Origin of the sequence: Pseudomonas sp. Irchel s3b5, from assembly GCF_900187435.1 — a bacterium.
GTDB lineage: Bacteria > Pseudomonadota > Gammaproteobacteria > Pseudomonadales > Pseudomonadaceae > Aquipseudomonas.
In genome coordinates, this window is the sequence record NZ_FYDY01000014.1 from 96,813 (window position 1) to 117,298 (window position 20,486).

Below are 20,486 nucleotides of genomic sequence, written 5' to 3' on the forward strand. Positions count from 1 at the left end.
TACGGATTCTTACCCGATTTGCGGTTGCACCTGCACCAACGTCACGTCCGATTGCTGACTGCTATCGTCGAGGCGTTCGACCTGGTAGGAAACTCGAATCGTTGAGCCCGAATGCTCCCTCCAAAACCGGTAAGGAACAATGAACACCACGGCTTGACCGGCTGTTTCCCTCGTTATTTCGCGATCGTCGCGGTGAAAGAAATCGTCCCCGTCGCATTTCAGGTAAACCAGTTCGCCATCTTCGGCTTGGGCATCTTCGATCACGATGGTTACGCCATCCAGCGTGTCCTGAAGATCAAGCCAACCTTCCTCAGCTTCCAGCACGACAGGTGATGCAAGCGCACCCCGCTCCAGGCTGCCGATCAACAGCTGTGCTGGCTCCGAATAAAGGTGTGCCTGGCCTTGTTGTTTAACGCAGTAACCGAACGTCACCGTGGCACCGAGATTGGGCGTTACAAATTCCGGGCCGACCCAGAATGACAGCTCACCCCCCACGGCAAACGCCTCGACTTTCAGCACATCACTGAAACTGGCCTCGGGCGTAACACCCGACCAAGTGAACAGAACCCAGTCTCCCGCGGCCATTCGTGCGTAAGGCCTGATGGTGACGAGCGCTCCTTCCTTTACCCGCTCAGGGTCGAGTGTTCCGCCAACAGCGTCATTCGCCGTCGCTGGCAGCAGATCAGACCTGATATCGCCCACACTCAGTTGTAAAACACCGGAATGCACCGGTTCGGCGAAGCGTGCAGTGCTGAGTGCGTAATGGATTTCGAGGGAACCCCCATCCAGTGCCGCAATATGCCTGTCGCTGATATTGAAGACTATTTCTTCGCCCACCCTGCTCTCACTGACGAATCGCGAGACTTGGTACTTGTAAGCAAGGCCATCCGTATCCAGGCCTGCCCAGGTCAACAGCAGTTTGTCGCCACACGCCATACCGGGATAAGGCCCCACTTTGACCACTGCCTTTCTATCCGCCGGATTCAACACGCCGTTTTGCGCTTGTACCAATTGAGGAAGGGGTAAGTGTGGCTGCGTGACAATAAGGGGATCGGTTTCGTGAGTACTCATTCTTTCTCTCCAGTCCTTGGAATAACGCCGATCGGTTGGCCGGCTTCGAATGACGACTATTGAACCCCACGCCTTTCAATTGTGATGTCGGGCGCTCGCGCTGTTTTGCTCGGAAAATCGACGTTTGCAAAGTAGGCATTTGCGTTGGAATGCGCGCTGTCGAGCCATATAGACGTCCAGATAATCCGACCAAGACCGCAAATACATGCGTGTTTTCATACCGGATCTATACCGTTTTCATCGGTTTTCAGCGGACTTTTCATACATCGCGCCAGCGTTGAGTGTTTTAGAGTGAAGCGCACTGCACCTCCCACGAACTGCTGCGAAAAGGTACGAACATGCAACGGAATGCAAACACCTGCCACCCAATCCTGCTGATCCATGGTCTGTTCGGAGTCGAACGAATCGGCAAATTCGAACTCTTCCATGACATCAAACAGGCCCTGCGAAACAGCGGCGCAAGGGTATTCGTGCCGCAACTGTCAGCCATTCATAGCAATGAAGTTCGTGGCGACCAACTACTGGCGCAAATCGAGCGGGTACTGGAAGGAACAGGCGCAAGTAAAGTCAACCTGATCGGACACAGTCAGGGCGCACTCGCTGCACGCTATGCTGCAGCGGTTGCGCCAGGCAGGGTCGCTTCGGTGACGTCGGTCAGCGGGCCGAATCACGGTTCGGAACTGGCTGATTTCCTGCGCAAGGCGCTGACACCCGGGCGCTTGCCGGAACAAGTTGCCGAGGCGGTCGTGACCTTGTTTGCCGACTTCCTGGCAACCCTCAGCAACGACCATTACCTGGCGCGCAACGCAGTCGCTGCACTGAATGCCCTGACCACCGAAGGCGTAGGCGCCTTCAACGACAAGTACCCACAGGGCTTACCCAAAACCTGGGGTGGCGAGGGTCGAGAGCTGGTCGATGGCGTTCGCTATTACTCATGGAGCGGTGTCCTTCAGCCCAATGTGCTCGCCGAAGGTGTTAACGCGCTCGACCCGTTCCACACCCTGTGCCGTGCTTTTTCCCGCTACTTCATCACCGAAGCCGATCAGAACGATGGCATGGTCGGACGCTTCAGTTCCCATTTGGGCACGGTGATCCGCTCCGACTACGCCCTGGATCATCTGGACACTATCAGCCAGCCGGCGGGTCAACTGCGCACGAACATCGATCCGGTTGAACTGTTTGTGGAGCATGCCGAACGCTTGAGAGAGGTCGGCCTGTGACAGACACCTTGCTCCGGGTCCCGCGCAGGTTGGAACTTTTGAGGAGAAATAGCGCCCTGAATCCGGTAGGCTCAGCACTTTGCAAAACACTGAATGGAGAATTTTCCCATGGCTAAAGCCACTGCCCGTCACATCCTTGTTGCCAGCGAAGACAAGTGCAACGAACTCAAGGCCCAAATCGAAGGCGGCGCCGACTTCGCCGAAGTTGCCAAGGCTAACTCCACTTGCCCATCCAGCCGCCAGGGCGGTGACCTCGGTTCGTTCGGTCCAGGCCAGATGGTCAAGGAATTCGACACCGTTGTTTTCAGCGCGCCAATCAACGTCGTGCAAGGCCCGGTGAAGACCCAGTTCGGTTACCACCTGCTGGAAGTGACCAGCCGCCAGGACTGATCAACGCTTGAGTTTTTCGCACAACGGCCCGCCATTTGGTGGGCCGTTGTGTTTCAGGTACGTTAATACGGCTGGCGAGGGACGCGCCGCTAGCGTACAAATCATCGTTTATCCCCCGGCTTTAAGGCTGACAATGCGACTGGCTTTCCCTATTTTATTGTTCACTGCCGTGGCCCTGCTGTTGGGCGCCGTTGGTGTGAACGCAGCGCCGCAACACGCAATGACCGTCTACGGCGAACCGGCCAAGTACCCAGCCGGTTTCAGTCATTTTGCCTACACCAACCCGCAAGCCCCCAAGGGCGGCACGATGCGTCGTTCAGCGATTGAAATCGGCCACTTCGACCATGTCCTGCCCTACATCGATAAAGGCATCGGCGTCACACAGATCGATGGTTTGCTGTATTCACCGCTGGCCCAGCGTTCACTGGACGAGCCCTACACGGTGTACGGTCTGGTGGCGCAGAAGATGGAGCGTTCCGATGACCGCCTGTCCCTGCGTTTCTACCTCAATCCCAAGGCGCGTTTTGCCGACGGCAAGCCCATCACCGCCGAAGACGTGCGCTATACCTTCGACCTGCTGATGACCCAGGGCAGCCTGCGCTATCGCACTCAATTCGCCGACGTCAAAGGCGTCGAAGTGGAATCGCCACTGGTCGTTCGCTTTGACTTCAAGAACAACGAAAACCGCACCCTGCCCCTCGACATCGCAACCTTGCCGGTGTTTCCCGAGCATTGGTGGAAGACCCGGGATTTTGCCGGCGGTGGCGGTTATGAACCGCCGCTGGGCAGCGGCCCCTATAAAGTAGGCAAAGTCGATTCGGGTCGCAGCATCACGTTCGAGCGCAACCCCGATTGGTGGGGCAAGGAGTTGCCCGTCAGCCGCGGCTTGTACAACTTCGATCATTTCAGCCTCGAGTATTTCGGTGATACCGACGTCGCGCGCCAAGTCCTGCGCGGTGGCGCCTACGACTACAACCGTGAGTTTTCCGCCACCGGTTATTCCATCGGCTACGAAAGTCCGGCCTTGAGCGACGGTCGCCTGCAAAAAGCCCACCTCGCCACCGAGGCGCCGCAACCGTCTCAAGGCTTCGTGTTCAACCTGCAAAAACCGATGTTCCAGGACCGTCGGGTACGTCAGGCGCTGGTGATGCTGTGGGACTTCGAATGGAGCAACCGGCAGATGATGCGCAACCTGTACATCCGCCAGCAAAGCTACTTCTCCAACACCGACCTCGCCGCCCGGCAACTGCCGGATGCCGGAGAACTGGCGATCCTCGAACCGCTGCGCGGACAGATTCCCGACGAAGTTTTCAGCAAAGTGTTCGAGGCGCCGAAAACCGATGGCAGCGGCGTGATTCGCGACAAGCAACTGCAAGCCCTGGACCTGCTCGAACAGGCCGGCTGGAAACCCGATGGTGATCAACTGGTGAACGCCGACGGTGAACCGCTGAGCTTCACGTTCCTGATCAGCCAGAACGGCATGGACCGTTTGCTGTTGCCCTATAAGCGCACGCTGAAGCAGATCGGCATCGAACTGAATATCCGCCGCATCGACTCATCCCAGTACGTCAATCGCCTGATGAGCCGAGATTACGACATGATCGTCACCGGCTATCCGGTGACCACTTCGCCCGGAGGCGAACTGTTCAATTATTTCGGCTCGGCCGCCGCCACCGACCCCGGCTCCAACAACTACATGGTGTTGAAGAACCCCGCGGTGGACTCCCTGATCGCCGGACTGGTGCGCGCCAACACCCAGGCTGACATGCTGCACTATGCCCACGCCCTCGACCGTGTATTGCAGTGGAATTACTACTGGATTCCCAACTACTACCCGCCTGGCACCTCCACCGTCTGGTGGAACCGCTTTGGCATCCCGAATGTGCAAGCGAGCAATGACGAAGCCATCGAGAGCTGGTGGGAAATGAGCACCACACCGTTGACCAATCAGGAAATGACGGCCGAGCGCATTCGCCGTGGCAGACCCGGAGGACCGCACTGATGTGGGCATACATACTGCGGCGTCTGCTGCTGATCATTCCGACGCTGGTGATCATTCTTCTGGTCAATTTCGTGATCGTCCAGGCCGCACCGGGCGGGCCAGTGGAACAAGCCATCGCGCACCTGCAAGGCATTGGCGGCGCCGCGGTCGGTGGCGGTTCCGGTGACTCCGTGAGCAGCACGTCCCGGGCCAGTCGCGGCCTCGATCCTCAATTGATAAAAGACATCGAAAAACAGTACGGCTTCGACAAACCCGCGCACGAGCGTCTGTGGCTGATGCTCACCAGTTACGCCCGGCTGGATTTCGGCAAGAGCTTCTTTCGTGGCGCCACGGTCACCGACCTGATCCTGGAAAAAATGCCGGTCACCATTTCCCTCGGGCTCTGGGCAACGCTGATCACTTATCTGGTGTCGATCCCGCTGGGCATTCGCAAGGCCGTGCATCACGGCAGCCATTTCGATATCTGGAGCAGCACGGCGATCATCATCGGCTACGCCATGCCGGCGTTCCTGTTCGCCATGTTCCTGATCGTAGTGTTTGCCGGAGGCACCTCGTTGAACTGGTTCCCGGTTCGCGGACTGGTCTCGGACAATTTCGACTCGTTGTCGACCGTCGGTAAAGTCGCCGATTACTTCTGGCACCTGGTACTGCCGGTGACGGCGCTGGTGATCGGTGGTTTCGCAACGCTGACCATCCTGACCAAAAACTCGTTCCTCAATGAAATCACCCGACAATACGTGGTCACCGCCCGCGCCAAGGGCTTGAGCGAGCGCCGCGTGTTGTACGGCCATGTGTTCCGCAACGCGATGTTGCTGGTGGTGTCGGGGATTCCGCAGGCGTTCATTAGCGTATTTTTTGCCGGCTCGTTGCTGATCGAAGTGATTTTCTCCCTCGATGGCCTGGGCCGCATGAGTTACGAAGCGGCTGTGTCGCGGGACTATCCGGTGGTGTTCGGCTCGCTCTTCATCTTCACCTTGTTCGGCCTTCTGATAAAACTCGTCGGCGACCTCTGCTACACCCTGGTCGACCCGCGTATCGACTTTGCCGCGAGGAACGCCTGATGCTCACGCTTTCCCCATTGGCGCGTCGTCGATTCGAGCGTTTCAAGAAAAACCGTCGTGGCTGGTGGTCGCTGTGGCTGTTTATCGGTCTGTTCGCACTGACCCTCGGCGGCGAACTGATCGCCAACGACAAACCGCTGATCGTCAGTTATCAGGGTCAGTGGTATTTCCCGGCGCTCAAGCGCTACACCGAGCAGGAGTTCGGCGGGCAACTGCCATTCCAGGCCGACTACCGCAGTGATTACGTACAGCAGCTGATTAAAAAGGATGGCGGCTGGCTGCTGTTTCCGCCGATTCCGTTCAGCGACGACACGCCGAATTACGACTTGATCAAACCCGCCCCGAGCCCGCCGACCAGCGTGAACTGGCTGGGCACCGATGACCAGTCACGGGACGTGCTGGCCCGGGTGATTTTCGGTGCGCGGGTGTCGATTCTGTTTGCCTTGATGTTGACGTTTGTCAGCGCCCTGATCGGTATCGCCGCCGGTGCCCTGCAAGGGTATTACGGCGGCTGGGTCGATCTGCTGGGTCAACGATTGCTGGAAGTCTGGTCCGGGTTGCCGGTGCTGTACCTGCTGATCATTTTGTCCGGTTTTGTCGAGCCGAATTTCTGGTGGCTGCTGGGGATCATGACGCTGTTTTCCTGGCTGGCCCTAGTGGACGTGGTGCGCGCCGAGTTCCTGCGCGGGCGCAATCTGGAATACGTCAAAGCCGCACGGGCACTTGGCCTGAGCGACCGAAAAGTGATCGTGCGACACATCCTGCCCAACGCCATGAATGCGACGCTGAGTTATTTGCCTTTCATTCTGACCGGTGCCATTTCGACCCTGACGGCGCTGGATTTTCTCGGGTTCGGCATGCCGGCGGGCAGTGCTTCGCTGGGCGAACTGATCGGCCAAGGCAAGCAGAACCTGCAAGCGCCATGGCTGGGCCTGACGGCGTTTTTCACCCTGGCGCTGATTCTTTCTTTACTGGTGTTTATTGGCGAAGCCTTGCGCGATGCCTTTGACCCGCGCTCTTGAAGCGGAAACTTGAAATGACCAACCTGATCGAAATCCGTGACCTCAGCGTCGCCTTCAGCGGCCAGACCGTGGTGCGCAACCTGTGCCTGGACATCCGCCCCGGCGAATGCCTCGCGCTGGTGGGCGAGTCCGGCTCGGGTAAGTCCGTCACGGCCCATTCGATCCTGCAATTGCTGCCCGAATGCGGCACCGAGACAACCGGCAGCATCCGCTATCGCGGCCAGGAACTGGTAGGGGCCGATGCCGGAAAATTGCGCAAACTGCGCGGCGACCGCATCGCAATGATCTTTCAGGAGCCGATGACTTCGCTCAACCCGCTGCACAGCATCGAAAAGCAGATCGGTGAAACGCTGCTGGTGCACAAAGGCATGGCCGGGAAAGCGGCGCAGGCGCGGATTCTTGAATTGCTGCAGCTGGTGGGCATCCAAAAACCCCAGGAGCGACTGAAAGCCTATCCCCATCAACTGTCCGGCGGGCAGCGCCAGCGGGTGATGATTGCCATGGCCCTGGCCTGCGAGCCGGAACTGTTGATCGCCGACGAACCCACCACGGCGCTTGATGTGACGGTGCAGCGCAAAATCCTGCTGCTGCTCAAATCCTTGCAGCAACGGCTGGGCATGTCGCTGCTGCTGATCAGTCACGACCTCAATCTAGTGCGCAGCATCGCCCAGCGCGTGTGCGTGATGAAGGCCGGGGAAATCGTCGAACAGGCGTCGTGCGAAACCCTGTTCACCGAACCGAAACACCCTTACAGCTGCGTGCTGCTGAACGCCGAACCGGAGGGCGAAGCCCTGCCCCGGGACGAACGCGAAAACGTGCTGGAGGTGGATGATTTGCGGGTGCAGTTTCCGGTCAGTGGCGGACTGTTTCAGCGCAAGACCTATCTGCGCGCCGTGGATGGCATCAGCCTGAACATTCAGCGCGGCAAGACGCTGGGTATTGTCGGTGAATCCGGCTCCGGAAAGTCCACGCTGGGTCAGGCGATCCTGCGCCTGCTCGACTCCGAAGGCGGCATTCGCTTTCAGGGCGAAGCGCTGGAGGAGCTGACGCAAAAGCAGCTGCGTCCGTGGCGCAAGAAGATGCAGGTGGTGTTCCAGGATCCGTTTGGCAGCCTCAGCCCGCGCATGTCGGTGGCGCAAATCATCAGCGAAGGCCTTGAAGTGCACAGCCAGTTGACGACGGAGCAATGCAACGCCGAAGTGATCCGGGCGTTGCAAGAAGTCGGGCTCGACCCGCAAAGCCGCCATCGCTACCCCCACGAATTTTCCGGCGGCCAACGTCAGCGCATCGCCATTGCCCGGGCGCTGGTGCTGAAACCGGCATTGATCCTGCTCGACGAACCGACGTCGGCGCTGGACCGCACCGTGCAAAAACAGGTCGTCGCCCTGCTTCGCCAGCTTCAGGAAAAACACGGTTTGACCTACCTGTTCATCAGCCATGACCTGGCAGTGGTGCGCGCGCTTGCCCACGACATGATCGTGATCAAGGACGGCAAAGTGGTGGAACGCGGCGCCAGCCATGATGTGTTCGATTCGCCGCAGCACCCGTACACCAAAGAGCTAATGGCAGCGGCGATGTTGGGGCAGGCATAATCGCGCCTGGCAGTTGAACCGTGTCGCAGCCATCGCGGGCTTGCCCCGGGCGGCGTTCCGACGATGGGGCCCGAACAGTCAACGAGAAACAAGGATCAATACCGATGAACACCACCGAAAGCCTTAAGGACTACCAGCGCGTGCGCCTGCTGGCGATCCGCTCATTGTTCGAGATCATCGAGCAGTCGAGTGAAGGCACGGTGATCGTCGACCGTGACGCCAACATCGTCTGGATGAACGAGCGCTACGCCCGGCGCTTCGGCCTGGAGTCGGCTGAAAGCGCGATCGGCAAGGCCTGCGAAAGCGTGATCCCCGGCAGCCTGTTGCGCGAAGTGGTGCGCACCGGCCGGCCGATTTTGCTCGACATGCAAGACACCTCCAAAGAACCACTGGTGGTCATGCGCCTGCCGATTCATGACGATGCCGGCGTGGTGATCGGCGCCATCGGCTTCGCCCTGTTCGACGAATTGCGCAGCCTGTCGCCGATGCTCAAGCGCTACATGAGCATGCAGGAAGAACTGGCCTCTACCCGTTCACTGCTGCGCGCGCGGCAAACCAAATACAACTTCGCTCATTTCATTGGCACCAGCGCCGCCAGCCTGGAAGTCAAACGTCGGGCACGTCGTAGTGCGAGTACGGAATCGCCTGTGTTGCTGCTCGGCGAAACCGGTACCGGCAAGGAATTGCTGGCCCAGGCGATCCACAATGCGTCGCCGCGGGCGCACAAGGCGTTTGTCAGCATCAACAGCGCGGCTATTCCGGAATCATTGCTGGAAGCCGAATTTTTCGGCACGGCGCCCGGCGCCTTTACCGGCGCCGACCGCAAGGGGCGTGCCGGCAAACTGCAAATCGCCCAGGGCGGCACCTTGTTTCTCGATGAAATCGGCGACATGCCGCTGCCCCTGCAAAGCAAACTGCTGCGGGTGTTGCAGGAAAAGGAGTTCGAACCCGTCGGCTCCAATGAAGTGATCCAGAGCGATGTGCGGGTGATTGCCGCAACCTCCACCGACCTCGAAGCCGCGATCAAACGCGGTGAGTTTCGTGCCGATTTGTACTACCGCCTCAACGTCTTGCCGATCCAGGTACCGCCCCTGCGCGACCGTCTTGACGACCTGCCGGCCCTGAGCGAAGCGATTCTGGAGGAACTGCGCAGCCAGCATGAACTGCACCACGAAGCCCTGGCGCTGCTGAGCCAGCATGCCTGGCCGGGAAACATCCGTGAGCTGCGCAACGTGCTGGAACGCGCCGCCCTGCTCAGCGATGACTTGCGCCTGACAGCCACGGATCTGCGGGCAGCCATTGGCACATTCACACCCGTTGAACGTCTGTCTCCGCCGCCCTTCGAAGCGGTTGCTTATGAGACGTTCAGTGCAGCCCGGGAACGGTTTGACCGGCAATTGATTGAATCCACCCTCGCGCAATGCGGGGGAAAGGTGGTTCAAGCAGCGGCGCGACTGGGGCTGGGGCGGTCGACGTTGTACAAGAAGATGGTGGCGTTGGGGATTGCCGAATCTCATTAATGAGACATAAATCTCAATTATTGGATAATCCATCGCGAACAAGCTCGCTCCTACAGGAAGACGGAGCTTTATGTGGGAGCGCGGACCACTGTAGGAGCGAGCTTGCTCGCGATGAGGTCCTCACTCCCTCCAAAAGTCTCAATCTTGAGACAAACCATCCTCATTCAACTCAAAACAAACAGCTATATCCTTATATTTCAACGCCTTAGCTATCTGGCACGAAAGTCGCTATACGCCTCTCCTACAAAAGATCCACCCTACAAAAATAACAACCCAGGAGACACACCATGAGTGTGATCATTGCCTTGGCAGCCCTCGCGCTGCTGATGCTGGCTGCTTACCGTGGCTACAGCGTTATCCTTTTCGCCCCGATTGCCGCCCTTGGCGCCGTCCTGCTCACCGACCCTTCTGCCGTCGCGCCCGCCTTCACCGGCGTGTTCATGGAGAAAATGGTCGGCTTCATCAAACTGTATTTCCCGGTGTTCCTGCTCGGTGCGGTGTTTGGCAAGTTGATCGAGTTGTCGGGGTTCTCGCGTTCCATCGTTGCCGCCGCGATTCGCCTGCTCGGCACGCGTCAGGCCATGCTGGTGATCGTGCTGGTCTGCGCCCTGCTGACCTACGGCGGCGTCTCGCTGTTCGTGGTGGTCTTCGCGGTCTATCCATTTGCCGCCGAGATGTTCCGCCAAAGCAACATTCCCAAGCGCCTGATCCCGGCGACCATCGCCCTCGGCGCGTTCTCGTTCACCATGGACGCCCTGCCCGGCACGCCGCAGATCCAGAACATCATTCCCAGCACCTTCTTCAACACCACCGCGTGGGCGGCGCCGTGGCTGGGTGTGATCGGCACGATCTTCGTGTTCAGCGCCGGCATGCTGTTTCTCCAGCGCCAGCGCAACAAGGCCCAACGCAGCGGTGAAGGCTATGGCTCGGACCTGCGCAACGAACCGGAAACCGCCGCCGACATCAAGCTGCCCAACCCATGGCTCGCCCTGTCGCCGTTGCTCGCGGTGGGCATCATGAACCTGCTCTTCACCCAGTGGATTCCGCAGTGGTACGGCAAGACCCACAGCCTGGCGCTGCCGGGCATGACCACGCCGGTCACCACCGAAATCGCCAAGCTCACCGCGATCTGGGCGGTTCAGGCGGCGTTGCTGGTGGGCATCCTCATGGTGCTCGCGTTTGGTTTCCAGGCGATTCGCAGCAAACTGGCTGAAGGCAGTAAAAGTGCGGTCAGCGGTGCACTGCTCGCGGCGATGAACACTGCCTCGGAATACGGCTTCGGTGCGGTGATCGCCTCGCTGCCAGGCTTCCTGGTGCTGGCCGATTGGCTCAAGGGCATTCCCAATCCGCTGGTCAACGAAGCGATTACCGTGACCCTGTTGGCCGGTATCACCGGCTCGGCATCGGGCGGCATGAGCATCGCGCTGGCGGCAATGTCCGAGCAATTCATCAGCGCCGCCCACGCTGCGAACATTCCCCTGGAAGTGATGCACCGGGTGGCGTCGATGGCCAGCGGCGGCATGGACACCCTGCCGCACAATGGCGCGGTGATTACCTTGCTGGCGGTCACCGGCCTGACCCACCGCGAGGCTTACAAAGACATTTTCTGTATTACGCTGATCAAGACCCTGGCGGTTTTCGTGGTGATCGGCACCTTCTACGCCACTGGCATTGTGTGAGGTATTCATGACGACTCTTTCGGGCAAGACCGCACTGGTCACCGGCTCCACCAGCGGCATCGGCCTGGGGATTGCCCTCAGCCTGGCCAAGGCTGGGGCCAACCTGATCCTCAACGGGTTCGGCGATGCATCCAAAGTGATTGCCGACGTGGCACAGTTCGGCGGCAAGGTCGGCCATCACCCGGCCGATGTCAGCGACCCCGCGCAAATCGCCGACATGATCGCCTACGCCGAGCGCGAGTTCGGCGGCATCGACATTCTGGTCAACAACGCCGGCATTCAGCACGTCGCGCCCGTCGATGAGTTTTCGGTGGAACGCTGGGATTCGATCATTGCGATCAACCTGTCATCGGTGTTCCACAGTACCCGGCTGAGCCTGCCGGGTATGCGTGCCAAGGGTTGGGGTCGGGTGATCAACATTGCCTCGGTGCACGGGATGGTCGGTTCGGTGGGCAAAGCAGCTTACGTCGCCGCCAAGCATGGGGTGATCGGTCTGACCAAAGTGGTCGCACTGGAAACGGCCACCACCCAGGTCACCTGCAATGCGATTTGCCCGGGCTGGGTGCTGACGCCGCTGGTGCAGAAGCAGATCGATGACCGCGCCGCGACCGGGATTGATCCGCAGCAGGCGCAGCACGATTTACTGGCCGAAAAGCAGCCCTCGCTGGAATTCGTGACACCGCCACAATTGGGTGAACTGGTGCTGTTCCTGTGCAGTGATGCGGGGAGTCAGGTGCGCGGTGCGGCGTGGAATATCGATGGTGGGTGGTTGGCGCAGTAACTGCCGCCTGCTTTTGTGGCGAGGGAGCTTGCTCCCGCTCGGCTGCGCAGCAGTCGCAAATCCAGGCAACCGGTATTGTCTGCAAGACTATTGGGGTGGCTTCGCCACCCAGCGGGAGCAAGCTCCCTCGCCACAACAGCTTGCGGCACACAAGCCTGTGTGAAGGCATAAAAAAGAAGAGGCATTCCATGTCCGACATCCTCTGGCAACCCAGCGCCGAACGCATCGGCAAGACCCGCATGGAGGCCTTTCGGCGCTTCATCAATCAGCGCCATCGCCTGCACATCGACGACTATCCCGCCCTGCACCAATGGTCCATCGATCAGCGGCGGGACTTCTGGCAAGCCATCGTCGACTTCTTCGACATCCGCTTTCACCAACAACCCGACGCGGTGCTGCTCGAAGGGCCGCAGATGCCCAGCGCCGAGTGGTTTCCCGGTGCCACCCTGAATTTCGCCGAACACCTGCTGCGGCGTCGCGACGATGCCGTGGCGGTGGTGGCCGTCGGTGAGAACGGCCAACGCGAACACTTGACCTGGGCCGAGCTGGCGGAACATGTCGCCGGTTTTCAAAACGGTTTGATCGCTGCCGGTGTTCGTGTGGGCGACCGGGTCGCGGCGTGCATGCCCAACACCTGGCAGACCCTGGTGGCCATGCTCGCGACCACCAGCCTCGGTGCGATCTGGTCTTGCTCGTCTCCGGACTTCGGCACCCAGGGCGTGGTTGACCGTTTCGGCCAGATCGAACCGAAAGTGCTGCTGACCTGCGCCGGCTACCGCTATGCCGGCAACGACGTCGACCAGACCGCCAAGGTCAACGAAATCCTCGAACGCCTGCCGTCGTTGCGGCAATTGGTCGTTGTGCCTTACGCACGGCCGGAAGCGCACATCGAAGACTTCCACACAACGGCCAATGTCACGCTGTGGGACGACTTCTATGTGGCCGGCGGCGAACCGGATTTCGTCCCGGTGCCGTTCGCCCATCCGCTGTACATCCTCTACTCCAGCGGTACCACCGGTGTGCCGAAATGCATCATTCACAGTACCGGCGGCGTGCTGCTGCAACACGTCAAGGAACACGGTCTGCATGCCGATCTTGGCCCCGGCGAACGGTTGTTCTACTACACCACCTGCGGCTGGATGATGTGGAACTGGCTGGTCTCGGCGCTGGCGGTAGGCAGCGCCGTGGTGCTGTACGACGGCTCGCCGTTCCAGCCTGACCCGCAGCGTCTGGTCGACCTGATCGATGACGAGCGAATTACTGTCTTCGGCACCAGCCCCAAGTTTCTCGCGACCCTGGAAAGCAGCGGTGTGAAGCCCAGGGAAAGCCACGACCTGAGCAGCCTGAAAACTTTGCTGTGCACGGGCTCCGCGCTGTCGCCGCAGAGTTACGATTACGTCTACCGCGACTTCAAGCCCGACCTGTGCCTGGCGTCGATGTCGGGGGGCACCGACATCGTTTCATGCTTCGTGAACGGCAATCCGTTGCAACCGGTGCGCCGTGGCGAAATACAGGGCAAGAGCCTGGGCATGGCCGTCGAAGTGTGGAACGACGACGGGCACCCGGTGATCGGCGAGAAAGGTGAGTTGGTGTGCACCCGGCACTTCCCGGCGATGCCGATCGGGCTGTGGAATGATCCGGATGGAGAGAAACTGCGGACGTCCTATTTCAGCCAGTTCCCCGGCGTCTGGGCCCAAGGCGACTACGCGGAACAATTGTCCCACGGCGCGATGATGATCCACGGACGCTCCGACGCCGTGCTCAACCCCGGTGGCGTGCGCATCGGTACGGCGGAAATCTACCGCCAGGTGGAAAAAGTCCCGCAAGTGCTCGACAGCGTCGCCATTGGTCAGCAATGGCAGGATGACGTGCGTGTGGTGCTGTTTGTGCAGTTGCGAGGCGGCGTGGAACTCGATGAGCAACTGCAACAGCAGATTCGCCAGGTCATTCGCGCCAACACCACACCACGCCACGTGCCGGCGAAAATCGTCGCGGTGACGGACGTTCCCCGAACCATCAGCGGCAAGGTCATGGAGTTGGCGGTGCGCAATGTGGTGCATGGGCAGAAGGTAAAAAACACCGATGCCCTGGCCAATCCCGAAGCGCTGGAGCAATTCCGTGACCGACCTGAACTGATGGATTGAAATGGGATTACCTGTAGGAGCAAGCTTGCTCGCGATAGCGGAGTGTCAGTTGACATCAATGTAATTTGACCCAACGCCATCGCGAGCAAGCTCACGCCTACATTGACCGCTCAAGCCTCTGAATCAACCCGCGCCTGTCACCTGTGCAAGAATAGCCCCAGCCAAAGCGACTCATGCGCAGGACACTTTGATGAAATCAACACCAACCGGCAGCGACGCCCAAGCCTTGATCGCCCGACTGGACTGGGCAAACAGTCCGCTGGGCGCGGCAAGCACCTGGCCGCAGAGCCTGCGAACCGCCGTGGACATCGTGATTCACTCGCCGATGCCGATGCTGTTGCTGTGGGGGCCGCAACTCACGCAGATCTACAACGACGGCTTCGCCCTGCTGGCCGGCAGCAAACATCCCCACGCGTTCGGCCAGCCGACGCACCAGACCTGGCCCGAGTTGAAAGACTTCACCGATCCGATCTACAGCGCTGTCCTGCAAGGCCAGGTGCGAACCTACAGCGAGCAACGATTCACCTTGCAGCGTGAGGGCCAGGATTCCGACTTCTGGCTTGACCTGACCTACAGCCCCATTCGCGACGAGAGCGCACAAGTCGCGGGCATTCTGGTCACGGCCATCGAAACCAATGAGCGCCGACGCATCGCCCTCGAACTCGAACAGCGTTCTGCGGCCAGTCTCAAGGCCCAGCGCGAAACCGAGGAACGTCTGCAACTGGCCCTCGCCGCCACCGACGCGGTCGGCACCTGGGATTGGGACATTGGCGAGGACCGCTTTATCGCTGACGCGCATTTTGCCCAGTTGCACGGCATCGACCCGACCATGGCCGGCCAGTTGCCGATCAGTGAGTACCTGCACGGCGTGCACCCCGAAGACCGTGCCCTGATCGCCCGCAGCATCAAGCACTGCATCACCCACGGCACCGAGTACGCCGAGGAATACCGCCTGCTGCAACCCGACGGTCAGTTGCGCTGGGTGTTTGCCCGAGGGCGTTGCTACAAGGACCACCATGGCCGACCGATCCGTTTTCTCGGTGCCGCCCTGGACCTGACCGAGCGCAAACACACCGAACAGGCGCTGCGCCAGAGCCAGACCGAGCTGCAACTGATCATCAACGCCATGCCGATCCTGATCAGTTACGTCGACCGCGAAGAACGTTTTCGCCTGAACAACGCCGCGTACCTCGACTGGTACGGCCTGACCCCGCAGGAGCTCTACGGTCGCACCATTCTTGAAGTACTGGGTGAAGAAGCCTACGCGCTGCGCGCCCCGCACATCGCCGAAGCCCTGTGCGGCAGGCCCGGTTGCTTCAGCATCAGCACGCCACACCGCGACGGCAGTATTCGTCAGGCGTTGATGAATTACCTGCCGCGCCACGGTGCCGACGGCGCCGTGAACGGTTTCTATATTTTCGTGATCGACGAAACCGAGCGCAAAAAAACCGAAGAAGCCCTGCGTATTCTTAACGAAACCCTCGAGGAGCGGGTCGCCGCCCGCACCCGGCAACTCGCCGAAGCGAACGAGCGACTGCAGAGCGAAATGTTCGAACGCGAGCGCGCCGAAGACGCCTTGCGCCACGCGCAGAAAATGGAAGCGGTCGGCCAGCTCACCGGCGGTATCGCCCATGACTTCAACAACATGCTCACCGGCATCCTCGGCAGCCTCGACCTGATGCAACGCTTCATTGCCGAAGGGCGAACCGAAGAGATCGGCCGTTTTACCGAGGCGGCGATGTCCTCGGCCAACCGCGCCGCCGCCCTCACCCATCGGTTGCTGGCGTTCTCAAGGCGTCAGTCGCTCAACCGCAAACCGCTCAACGCCAATGATTTGATCCATTCGCTGGAAGACCTGCTCAGCAGGACCAAGGGCAATCACATCGAACTCCAATTGCAACTGGCCGAGAATATCTGGCGGGTCAACACCGACGTCAGCCAACTGGAGAATGCGCTGCTCAACCTGGTGATCAACGCCCGGGACGCCATGCCCGATGGCGGCGAACTGCGCATCGAAACCGCCAACGCCTATCTCGACGGCAGTGAAATCACCACCCTGGAACCGGTCAATGCCGGGGACTACGTGATGATCGCAGTCAGCGATAACGGTACCGGCATGACGCCTTCGGTGCTGGCCAAGGCTTTCGATCCGTTCTTCACCACCAAACCCATCGGCCAGGGCACCGGTCTGGGCCTGTCGATGATCTACGGCTTTGCCCAACAATCGGGTGGCCATGTCAGCCTGTTCAGCCTGCCCGGTCGTGGCACCAGCGTGCGGTTGTACCTGCCGCGCCTGCATTCGACCGAGGAAGAAAAAGAACCTGCACCGGTCGTTAGCGAAGCACCCGCGGCGATTGCCGGTGAAACCGTGATGCTGGTCGAGGACGATCCGGCGGTGCGCATGCTGGTCCTTGATCTGCTGAACGAGCTCGGTTACCGCGCCCACGCCGCCGAAGATGCCAAAGGTGCGCTGCCCGTGCTTGAGTCCGGGTTGCGTCTGGACCTGTTGGTCACCGATGTCGGGCTGCCGGGCATGAATGGCCGGCAACTGGCAGAAATCGCCCGCCAGCATCGTCCGGGACTGAAAGTGCTGTTCATGACCGGTTATGCGGAAATCGCCGCCGAGCGCCAGGGTTTCCTGGAGGACGGCATGGACATGGTCGCCAAGCCGTTCTCCATCGACCTGCTGGCCAACAAGATTCGTACGATGATCAGTCAACCGGGCTGACTTGAGGCATAATCGCGCGCCCCCAGCTGGCACCCACATAGCCACCACCGCTACAAGGTAACCGCACCATGAAAGCTCAAGCCCGCCACATTCTGGTGAAAACCTCGGAAGAAGCCGAGCAGCTCAAACAACGCATCGCCAAGGGTGAAGCGTTCGATGTACTGGCCAAGAAATACTCGACCTGCCCGTCCGGCAAGCGCGGGGGTGATTTGGGTGAAGTGCGACCGGGCCAGATGGTCGGTGTGATCGATGCGGTCATTTTCAAGAAACCGCTGCGGGTGGTGCACGGGCCGATCAAGAGCAAGTTTGGTTATCACCTGGTGCAGGTGTTTTACCGGGATTGAGAGCCCCCGGGATTCCGGCACTTGAATCACCCGACTCGCCAGCCGCCCCCCACACATTGATATGCGTTCCTTGGCCGCGCCGTGGTCTTGAACCCTTAGAAACAGGTTTCCATGGTCTCGATGACATTCAACTGGTCATCCACCAGACAGCCCACGCGCCACTTGTCAAACGTCAGGCACGGATGCGAAGTGCCGAAGGAAATGATGTCGCCCACGCGCAAATCCACACCCGGCGCCACGGTCATGAACGCATGCTGATCCATCACCGCCGTCACCTTGCAGGCGCCGACATCGTCACCCTTGGCCGGCACCACACCCGCCTTGTAACGCAGCAACGGCACCGGTAGCCCGGCGTCGTAGGCCACGTCGCGCTTGCCCAGGGCAATCACCGCAAAGCCCGGTTCCGGCAACGACTGCACGTGCGCCCAGACTTCCAGCGCCGGACGCAGGCCTTCGTGCAAGTCGCTGCGGCGGTCGAGCACGCAGCATTGAGCTTCCTTGTAGATGCCATGGTCATGCGCCACGTAACTGCCGGGGCGCAGTACGCTAAGGAAACGCCCACCCGCGTTCTGCGCTTCGAAGGACTCGGCAACCAGGTCATACCAGGCCGAACCCGACGCGGTGATGATCGGTTTAGCAATGGCGAATGCGCCGCTGTCCTGCAACTGCACCGCCAGACGCACCAATGACGAAGCGAAATCACGAATGCCGCTCACCGCATGATCCCCGTGGATCACGCCTTCATAACCTTCGATGCCCGTCAGCGCCAATGCCGGCTGCGCCGCGATAGCCTTGGCCAGATCCAGCACTTCCTGTTCGCTGCGGCAACCGCAACGCCCACCCACCACGCCGTATTCGATCATCACGTTCAGGCGCACTCCGCGCGAGGCGAAATACGCGCCGAGGTCAGCGACGTTATCCGGGTGATCGACCATGCAATAGAAGTCGAACGTCGGGTCGGCCAGCAGGTCGGCGATCAGCGCCATGTTCGGTGTACCGACCAGTTGGTTGGCCATCAGCACCCGACGCACGCCATGAACGTAGGCCGCTCGGGTTTGCGTGGCGCTGGCCAGGGTGATGCCCCAGGCGCCGGCGTCCATTTGCCGACGAAACAGCGCCGGGATCATGCTGGTTTTGCCGTGGGGCGCGAGTTCTGCGCCGCTGTTGCTGACGAAGTCCTGCATCCAGCGAATGTTGTGTTCCAACGCCTCGCGGTGCAGCACCAGTGCCGGCAGACTGACGTCACGGACCAGATGGGCACCGGTCTGGGCAAAGCCTTTTTCCACGGCAGCAGTGTTTTTGGCAGTAGACATGGTCAAACTCCTCACAATCGCGGCAGCAGGCAGCCGCTGTTATTCGTTGATGCGTCGGGCCAGGTTGTTTGCGCTGTCGATCAGCACCCGACGATAGTCACTGTAGTTTTTCTTCGCATCGACCCGTGGTGCGACGATGCACAAGGTCGCGATGGCCACGCCGCTGGGGTCTTTGACCGGGGCGGCGAAGCAATGGGTAAAGGTGTCGGCAACGCTATCGAAAGAGAAAAAACCGTCGATGCCGGCCTGACGGATTTCCTTGAGAAACTGCTCCAGCGGCAAGCGTTCGCCATCGGGCAGGATGAAGTCGTCGGGGTCGATAAGGTCAGCGATTGCCTGGTCACTCAGGTGCGCCAGCAGCAGCCGTCCGGAAGCGGTCCAGGGAATCGGCGCGTTCTCGCCGATGTCCGAGGAAATCCGGAAATGCCGCTCGCCTTCTTTCATCAACGCCACAGTGTATTTGCGCCCGTTGAGCACGCACATCTGCGCGGTTTCACGGGTCTGGCTGACGATGTCTTGCAAGGCGTGATCGGCCTCGCGGGTCAGGTCGAAGTGACGCAGATGCGCCTGCCCGAGGAAGTACAGTTGACGCCCGAGATAGACATGGCCGTCCTTGCCCACCGGCTCCAGAATGCGCCGTTCCAGCAGCGAAGCCACCAGTTCGTAGACCGTGGATTTTGGGCTGCCGATGCCATTGGCGATGTCATTCGGGCGCAGGGGCTGGCCGATCTCCTTGAGGAAATCGAGGATATCGAACGCCCGGTCCAACCCGCGTGCCCGGCGCTTGATGGTGTCTTCGGTCATTTCATGGGTTTCCCTTCAAAGTGCCAGGGGTTTACCTAGAGTGCGTCGACGACCGTCAGGTCGTCATCGCTAGCAGGCTAGCTCCCACATTTGGAATGCGTTCCCCTGTGGGAGCTAGCCTGCTAGCGATGAAGCCACCTCGGTTCAAGCCTTTTTCTTGTATGCCACGCAGTCAATCTCGACCTTGCAGTCGACCATCATATTCGCCTGTACACAGGCGCGAGCCGGGGCGTGTTCGGGTTTGAAGTACTCGGAGAAGACCTTGTTGAAACTCGTGAAATCCCGCGGATCCTCCAGCCATACACCCGCACGCACCACGTCCTCCAGGCCATAACCGGCTTCTTCCAGAATCGCGATCAGGTTCTTCATGGTCTGGTGCGTCTGTTCAACAATGCCGCCAATAATGATCTCCCCGTCCAACGCCGGCACCTGCCCGGAAACATACAGCCAGCCATCGGCTTCAACGGCGCGGGCGAAAGGGCGAGGTTGACCGCCCGCGGCGGTGCTGCCGGTGCCGTAACGAGTGATGCTCATGGGTGCTTCTCCAGATTGATAGTAGGGGTTAAAAGCGGTTGCTGTTGGCGATGCATGGCAAGCACTCCAGGACAATAGAAATTCCGCTATAGCGGAAGATGGTATCGAGTAGCGGAATAAACGAAAGAAAGTGTGCCACGGGACGCCATGGAAAAGTTGGGAATAGGGAAGCGTTTTTTGCGTAGTGGCGATGTGCATAGCAACGCTGTCAGAAATTTCCGAGTCGTCGCAGCCCATTGGACAACCCCCCATCCGACTGCTTTATTCAATGCACAAGTGAT

16 protein-coding genes are annotated in these 20,486 nt (G+C 60.0%); 12 read left to right on the plus strand and 4 right to left on the minus strand.

Going from position 1 to position 20,486, the window contains the following annotated elements:
- Positions 1 to 9: 9 nt before the first annotated feature.
- Positions 10 to 1,071 (minus strand): hypothetical protein, encoded by a 1,062-nt coding sequence (locus CKW15_RS16445; protein WP_095152431.1) that lies wholly within the window; start codon positions 1,069 to 1,071, stop codon positions 10 to 12.
- 338 nt (positions 1,072 to 1,409) lie between these two features.
- On the opposite strand from CKW15_RS16445, the gene CKW15_RS16450 reads away from it, so the two are divergent.
- The 12 genes from CKW15_RS16450 (at position 1,410) to CKW15_RS16505 (ending at position 17,554) form a co-directional block, all read left to right on the plus strand.
- The gene (locus tag CKW15_RS16450; RefSeq protein ID WP_095152432.1) at positions 1,410 to 2,291 is read left to right on the plus strand and encodes a triacylglycerol lipase; all 882 of its coding nucleotides are present in this window, start codon (positions 1,410 to 1,412) and stop codon (positions 2,289 to 2,291) included.
- A 108-nt stretch (positions 2,292 to 2,399) separates the two neighbouring features.
- Positions 2,400 to 2,681 carry a peptidylprolyl isomerase gene (locus CKW15_RS16455; protein WP_003445034.1) on the plus strand — a complete coding sequence of 94 codons (282 nt, stop codon included), beginning with the start codon at positions 2,400 to 2,402 and terminating at the stop codon, positions 2,679 to 2,681.
- Positions 2,682 to 2,814: 133 nt separating this feature from the next.
- On the plus strand, positions 2,815 to 4,683 hold the full coding sequence (locus tag CKW15_RS16460; RefSeq protein WP_095058118.1) for an extracellular solute-binding protein: 1,869 nt from the start codon (positions 2,815 to 2,817) through the stop codon (positions 4,681 to 4,683).
- The gene (locus CKW15_RS16465; protein ID WP_095058117.1) at positions 4,683 to 5,744 is read left to right on the plus strand and encodes a microcin C ABC transporter permease YejB; all 1,062 of its coding nucleotides are present in this window, start codon (positions 4,683 to 4,685) and stop codon (positions 5,742 to 5,744) included. The genes CKW15_RS16460 and CKW15_RS16465 overlap by 1 nt, the downstream gene beginning before the upstream one ends.
- A complete protein-coding gene (locus CKW15_RS16470) occupies positions 5,744 to 6,766 on the plus strand; it encodes an ABC transporter permease (RefSeq protein ID WP_095058116.1) in 1,023 nt (340 codons plus the stop codon). The genes CKW15_RS16465 and CKW15_RS16470 overlap by 1 nt, the downstream gene beginning before the upstream one ends.
- A 14-nt stretch (positions 6,767 to 6,780) precedes the next feature.
- The gene (locus CKW15_RS16475; protein WP_095152433.1) at positions 6,781 to 8,358 is read left to right on the plus strand and encodes an ABC transporter ATP-binding protein; all 1,578 of its coding nucleotides are present in this window, start codon (positions 6,781 to 6,783) and stop codon (positions 8,356 to 8,358) included.
- A 104-nt stretch (positions 8,359 to 8,462) separates the two neighbouring features.
- The gene (locus CKW15_RS16480; RefSeq protein WP_095058114.1) at positions 8,463 to 9,878 is read left to right on the plus strand and encodes a sigma-54-dependent Fis family transcriptional regulator; all 1,416 of its coding nucleotides are present in this window, start codon (positions 8,463 to 8,465) and stop codon (positions 9,876 to 9,878) included.
- A 287-nt stretch (positions 9,879 to 10,165) separates the two neighbouring features.
- The gene (locus tag CKW15_RS16485) at positions 10,166 to 11,557 is read left to right on the plus strand and encodes a GntP family permease (protein WP_095152434.1); all 1,392 of its coding nucleotides are present in this window, start codon (positions 10,166 to 10,168) and stop codon (positions 11,555 to 11,557) included.
- A gap of 7 nt (positions 11,558 to 11,564) precedes the next feature.
- Entirely contained in the window at positions 11,565 to 12,338 is a 774-nt protein-coding gene (locus CKW15_RS16490; protein ID WP_095152435.1) for a 3-hydroxybutyrate dehydrogenase, read from the plus strand.
- Positions 12,339 to 12,526: 188 nt separating this feature from the next.
- Positions 12,527 to 14,482, plus strand: coding sequence for an acetoacetate--CoA ligase (locus tag CKW15_RS16495; RefSeq protein ID WP_095152436.1), 1,956 nt, complete (start codon positions 12,527 to 12,529; stop codon positions 14,480 to 14,482).
- Positions 14,483 to 14,672: 190 nt separating this feature from the next.
- Positions 14,673 to 17,210, plus strand: coding sequence for a PAS domain-containing sensor histidine kinase (locus CKW15_RS16500; protein ID WP_095152437.1), 2,538 nt, complete (start codon positions 14,673 to 14,675; stop codon positions 17,208 to 17,210).
- A gap of 68 nt (positions 17,211 to 17,278) precedes the next feature.
- Positions 17,279 to 17,554 (plus strand): peptidylprolyl isomerase, encoded by a 276-nt coding sequence (locus CKW15_RS16505; RefSeq protein ID WP_007898282.1) that lies wholly within the window; start codon positions 17,279 to 17,281, stop codon positions 17,552 to 17,554.
- A gap of 95 nt (positions 17,555 to 17,649) precedes the next feature.
- Here CKW15_RS16505 and CKW15_RS16510 read toward each other — a convergent pair whose 3' ends face one another.
- The 3 genes from CKW15_RS16510 to CKW15_RS16520 all read right to left on the minus strand — a co-directional run bounded on the left by CKW15_RS16510 (position 17,650) and on the right by CKW15_RS16520 (position 20,205).
- Positions 17,650 to 18,867 carry an amino acid deaminase gene (locus CKW15_RS16510; protein ID WP_095152438.1) on the minus strand — a complete coding sequence of 406 codons (1,218 nt, stop codon included), beginning with the start codon at positions 18,865 to 18,867 and terminating at the stop codon, positions 17,650 to 17,652.
- 39 nt (positions 18,868 to 18,906) lie between these two features.
- Positions 18,907 to 19,671, minus strand: a complete 765-nt coding sequence (locus CKW15_RS16515; RefSeq protein ID WP_095152439.1) for an IclR family transcriptional regulator — start codon at positions 19,669 to 19,671, stop codon at positions 18,907 to 18,909.
- A 144-nt stretch (positions 19,672 to 19,815) separates the two neighbouring features.
- A complete protein-coding gene (locus tag CKW15_RS16520; RefSeq protein ID WP_095152440.1) occupies positions 19,816 to 20,205 on the minus strand; it encodes a RidA family protein in 390 nt (129 codons plus the stop codon).
- Between the last annotated feature and the right edge of the window lie 281 nt (positions 20,206 to 20,486).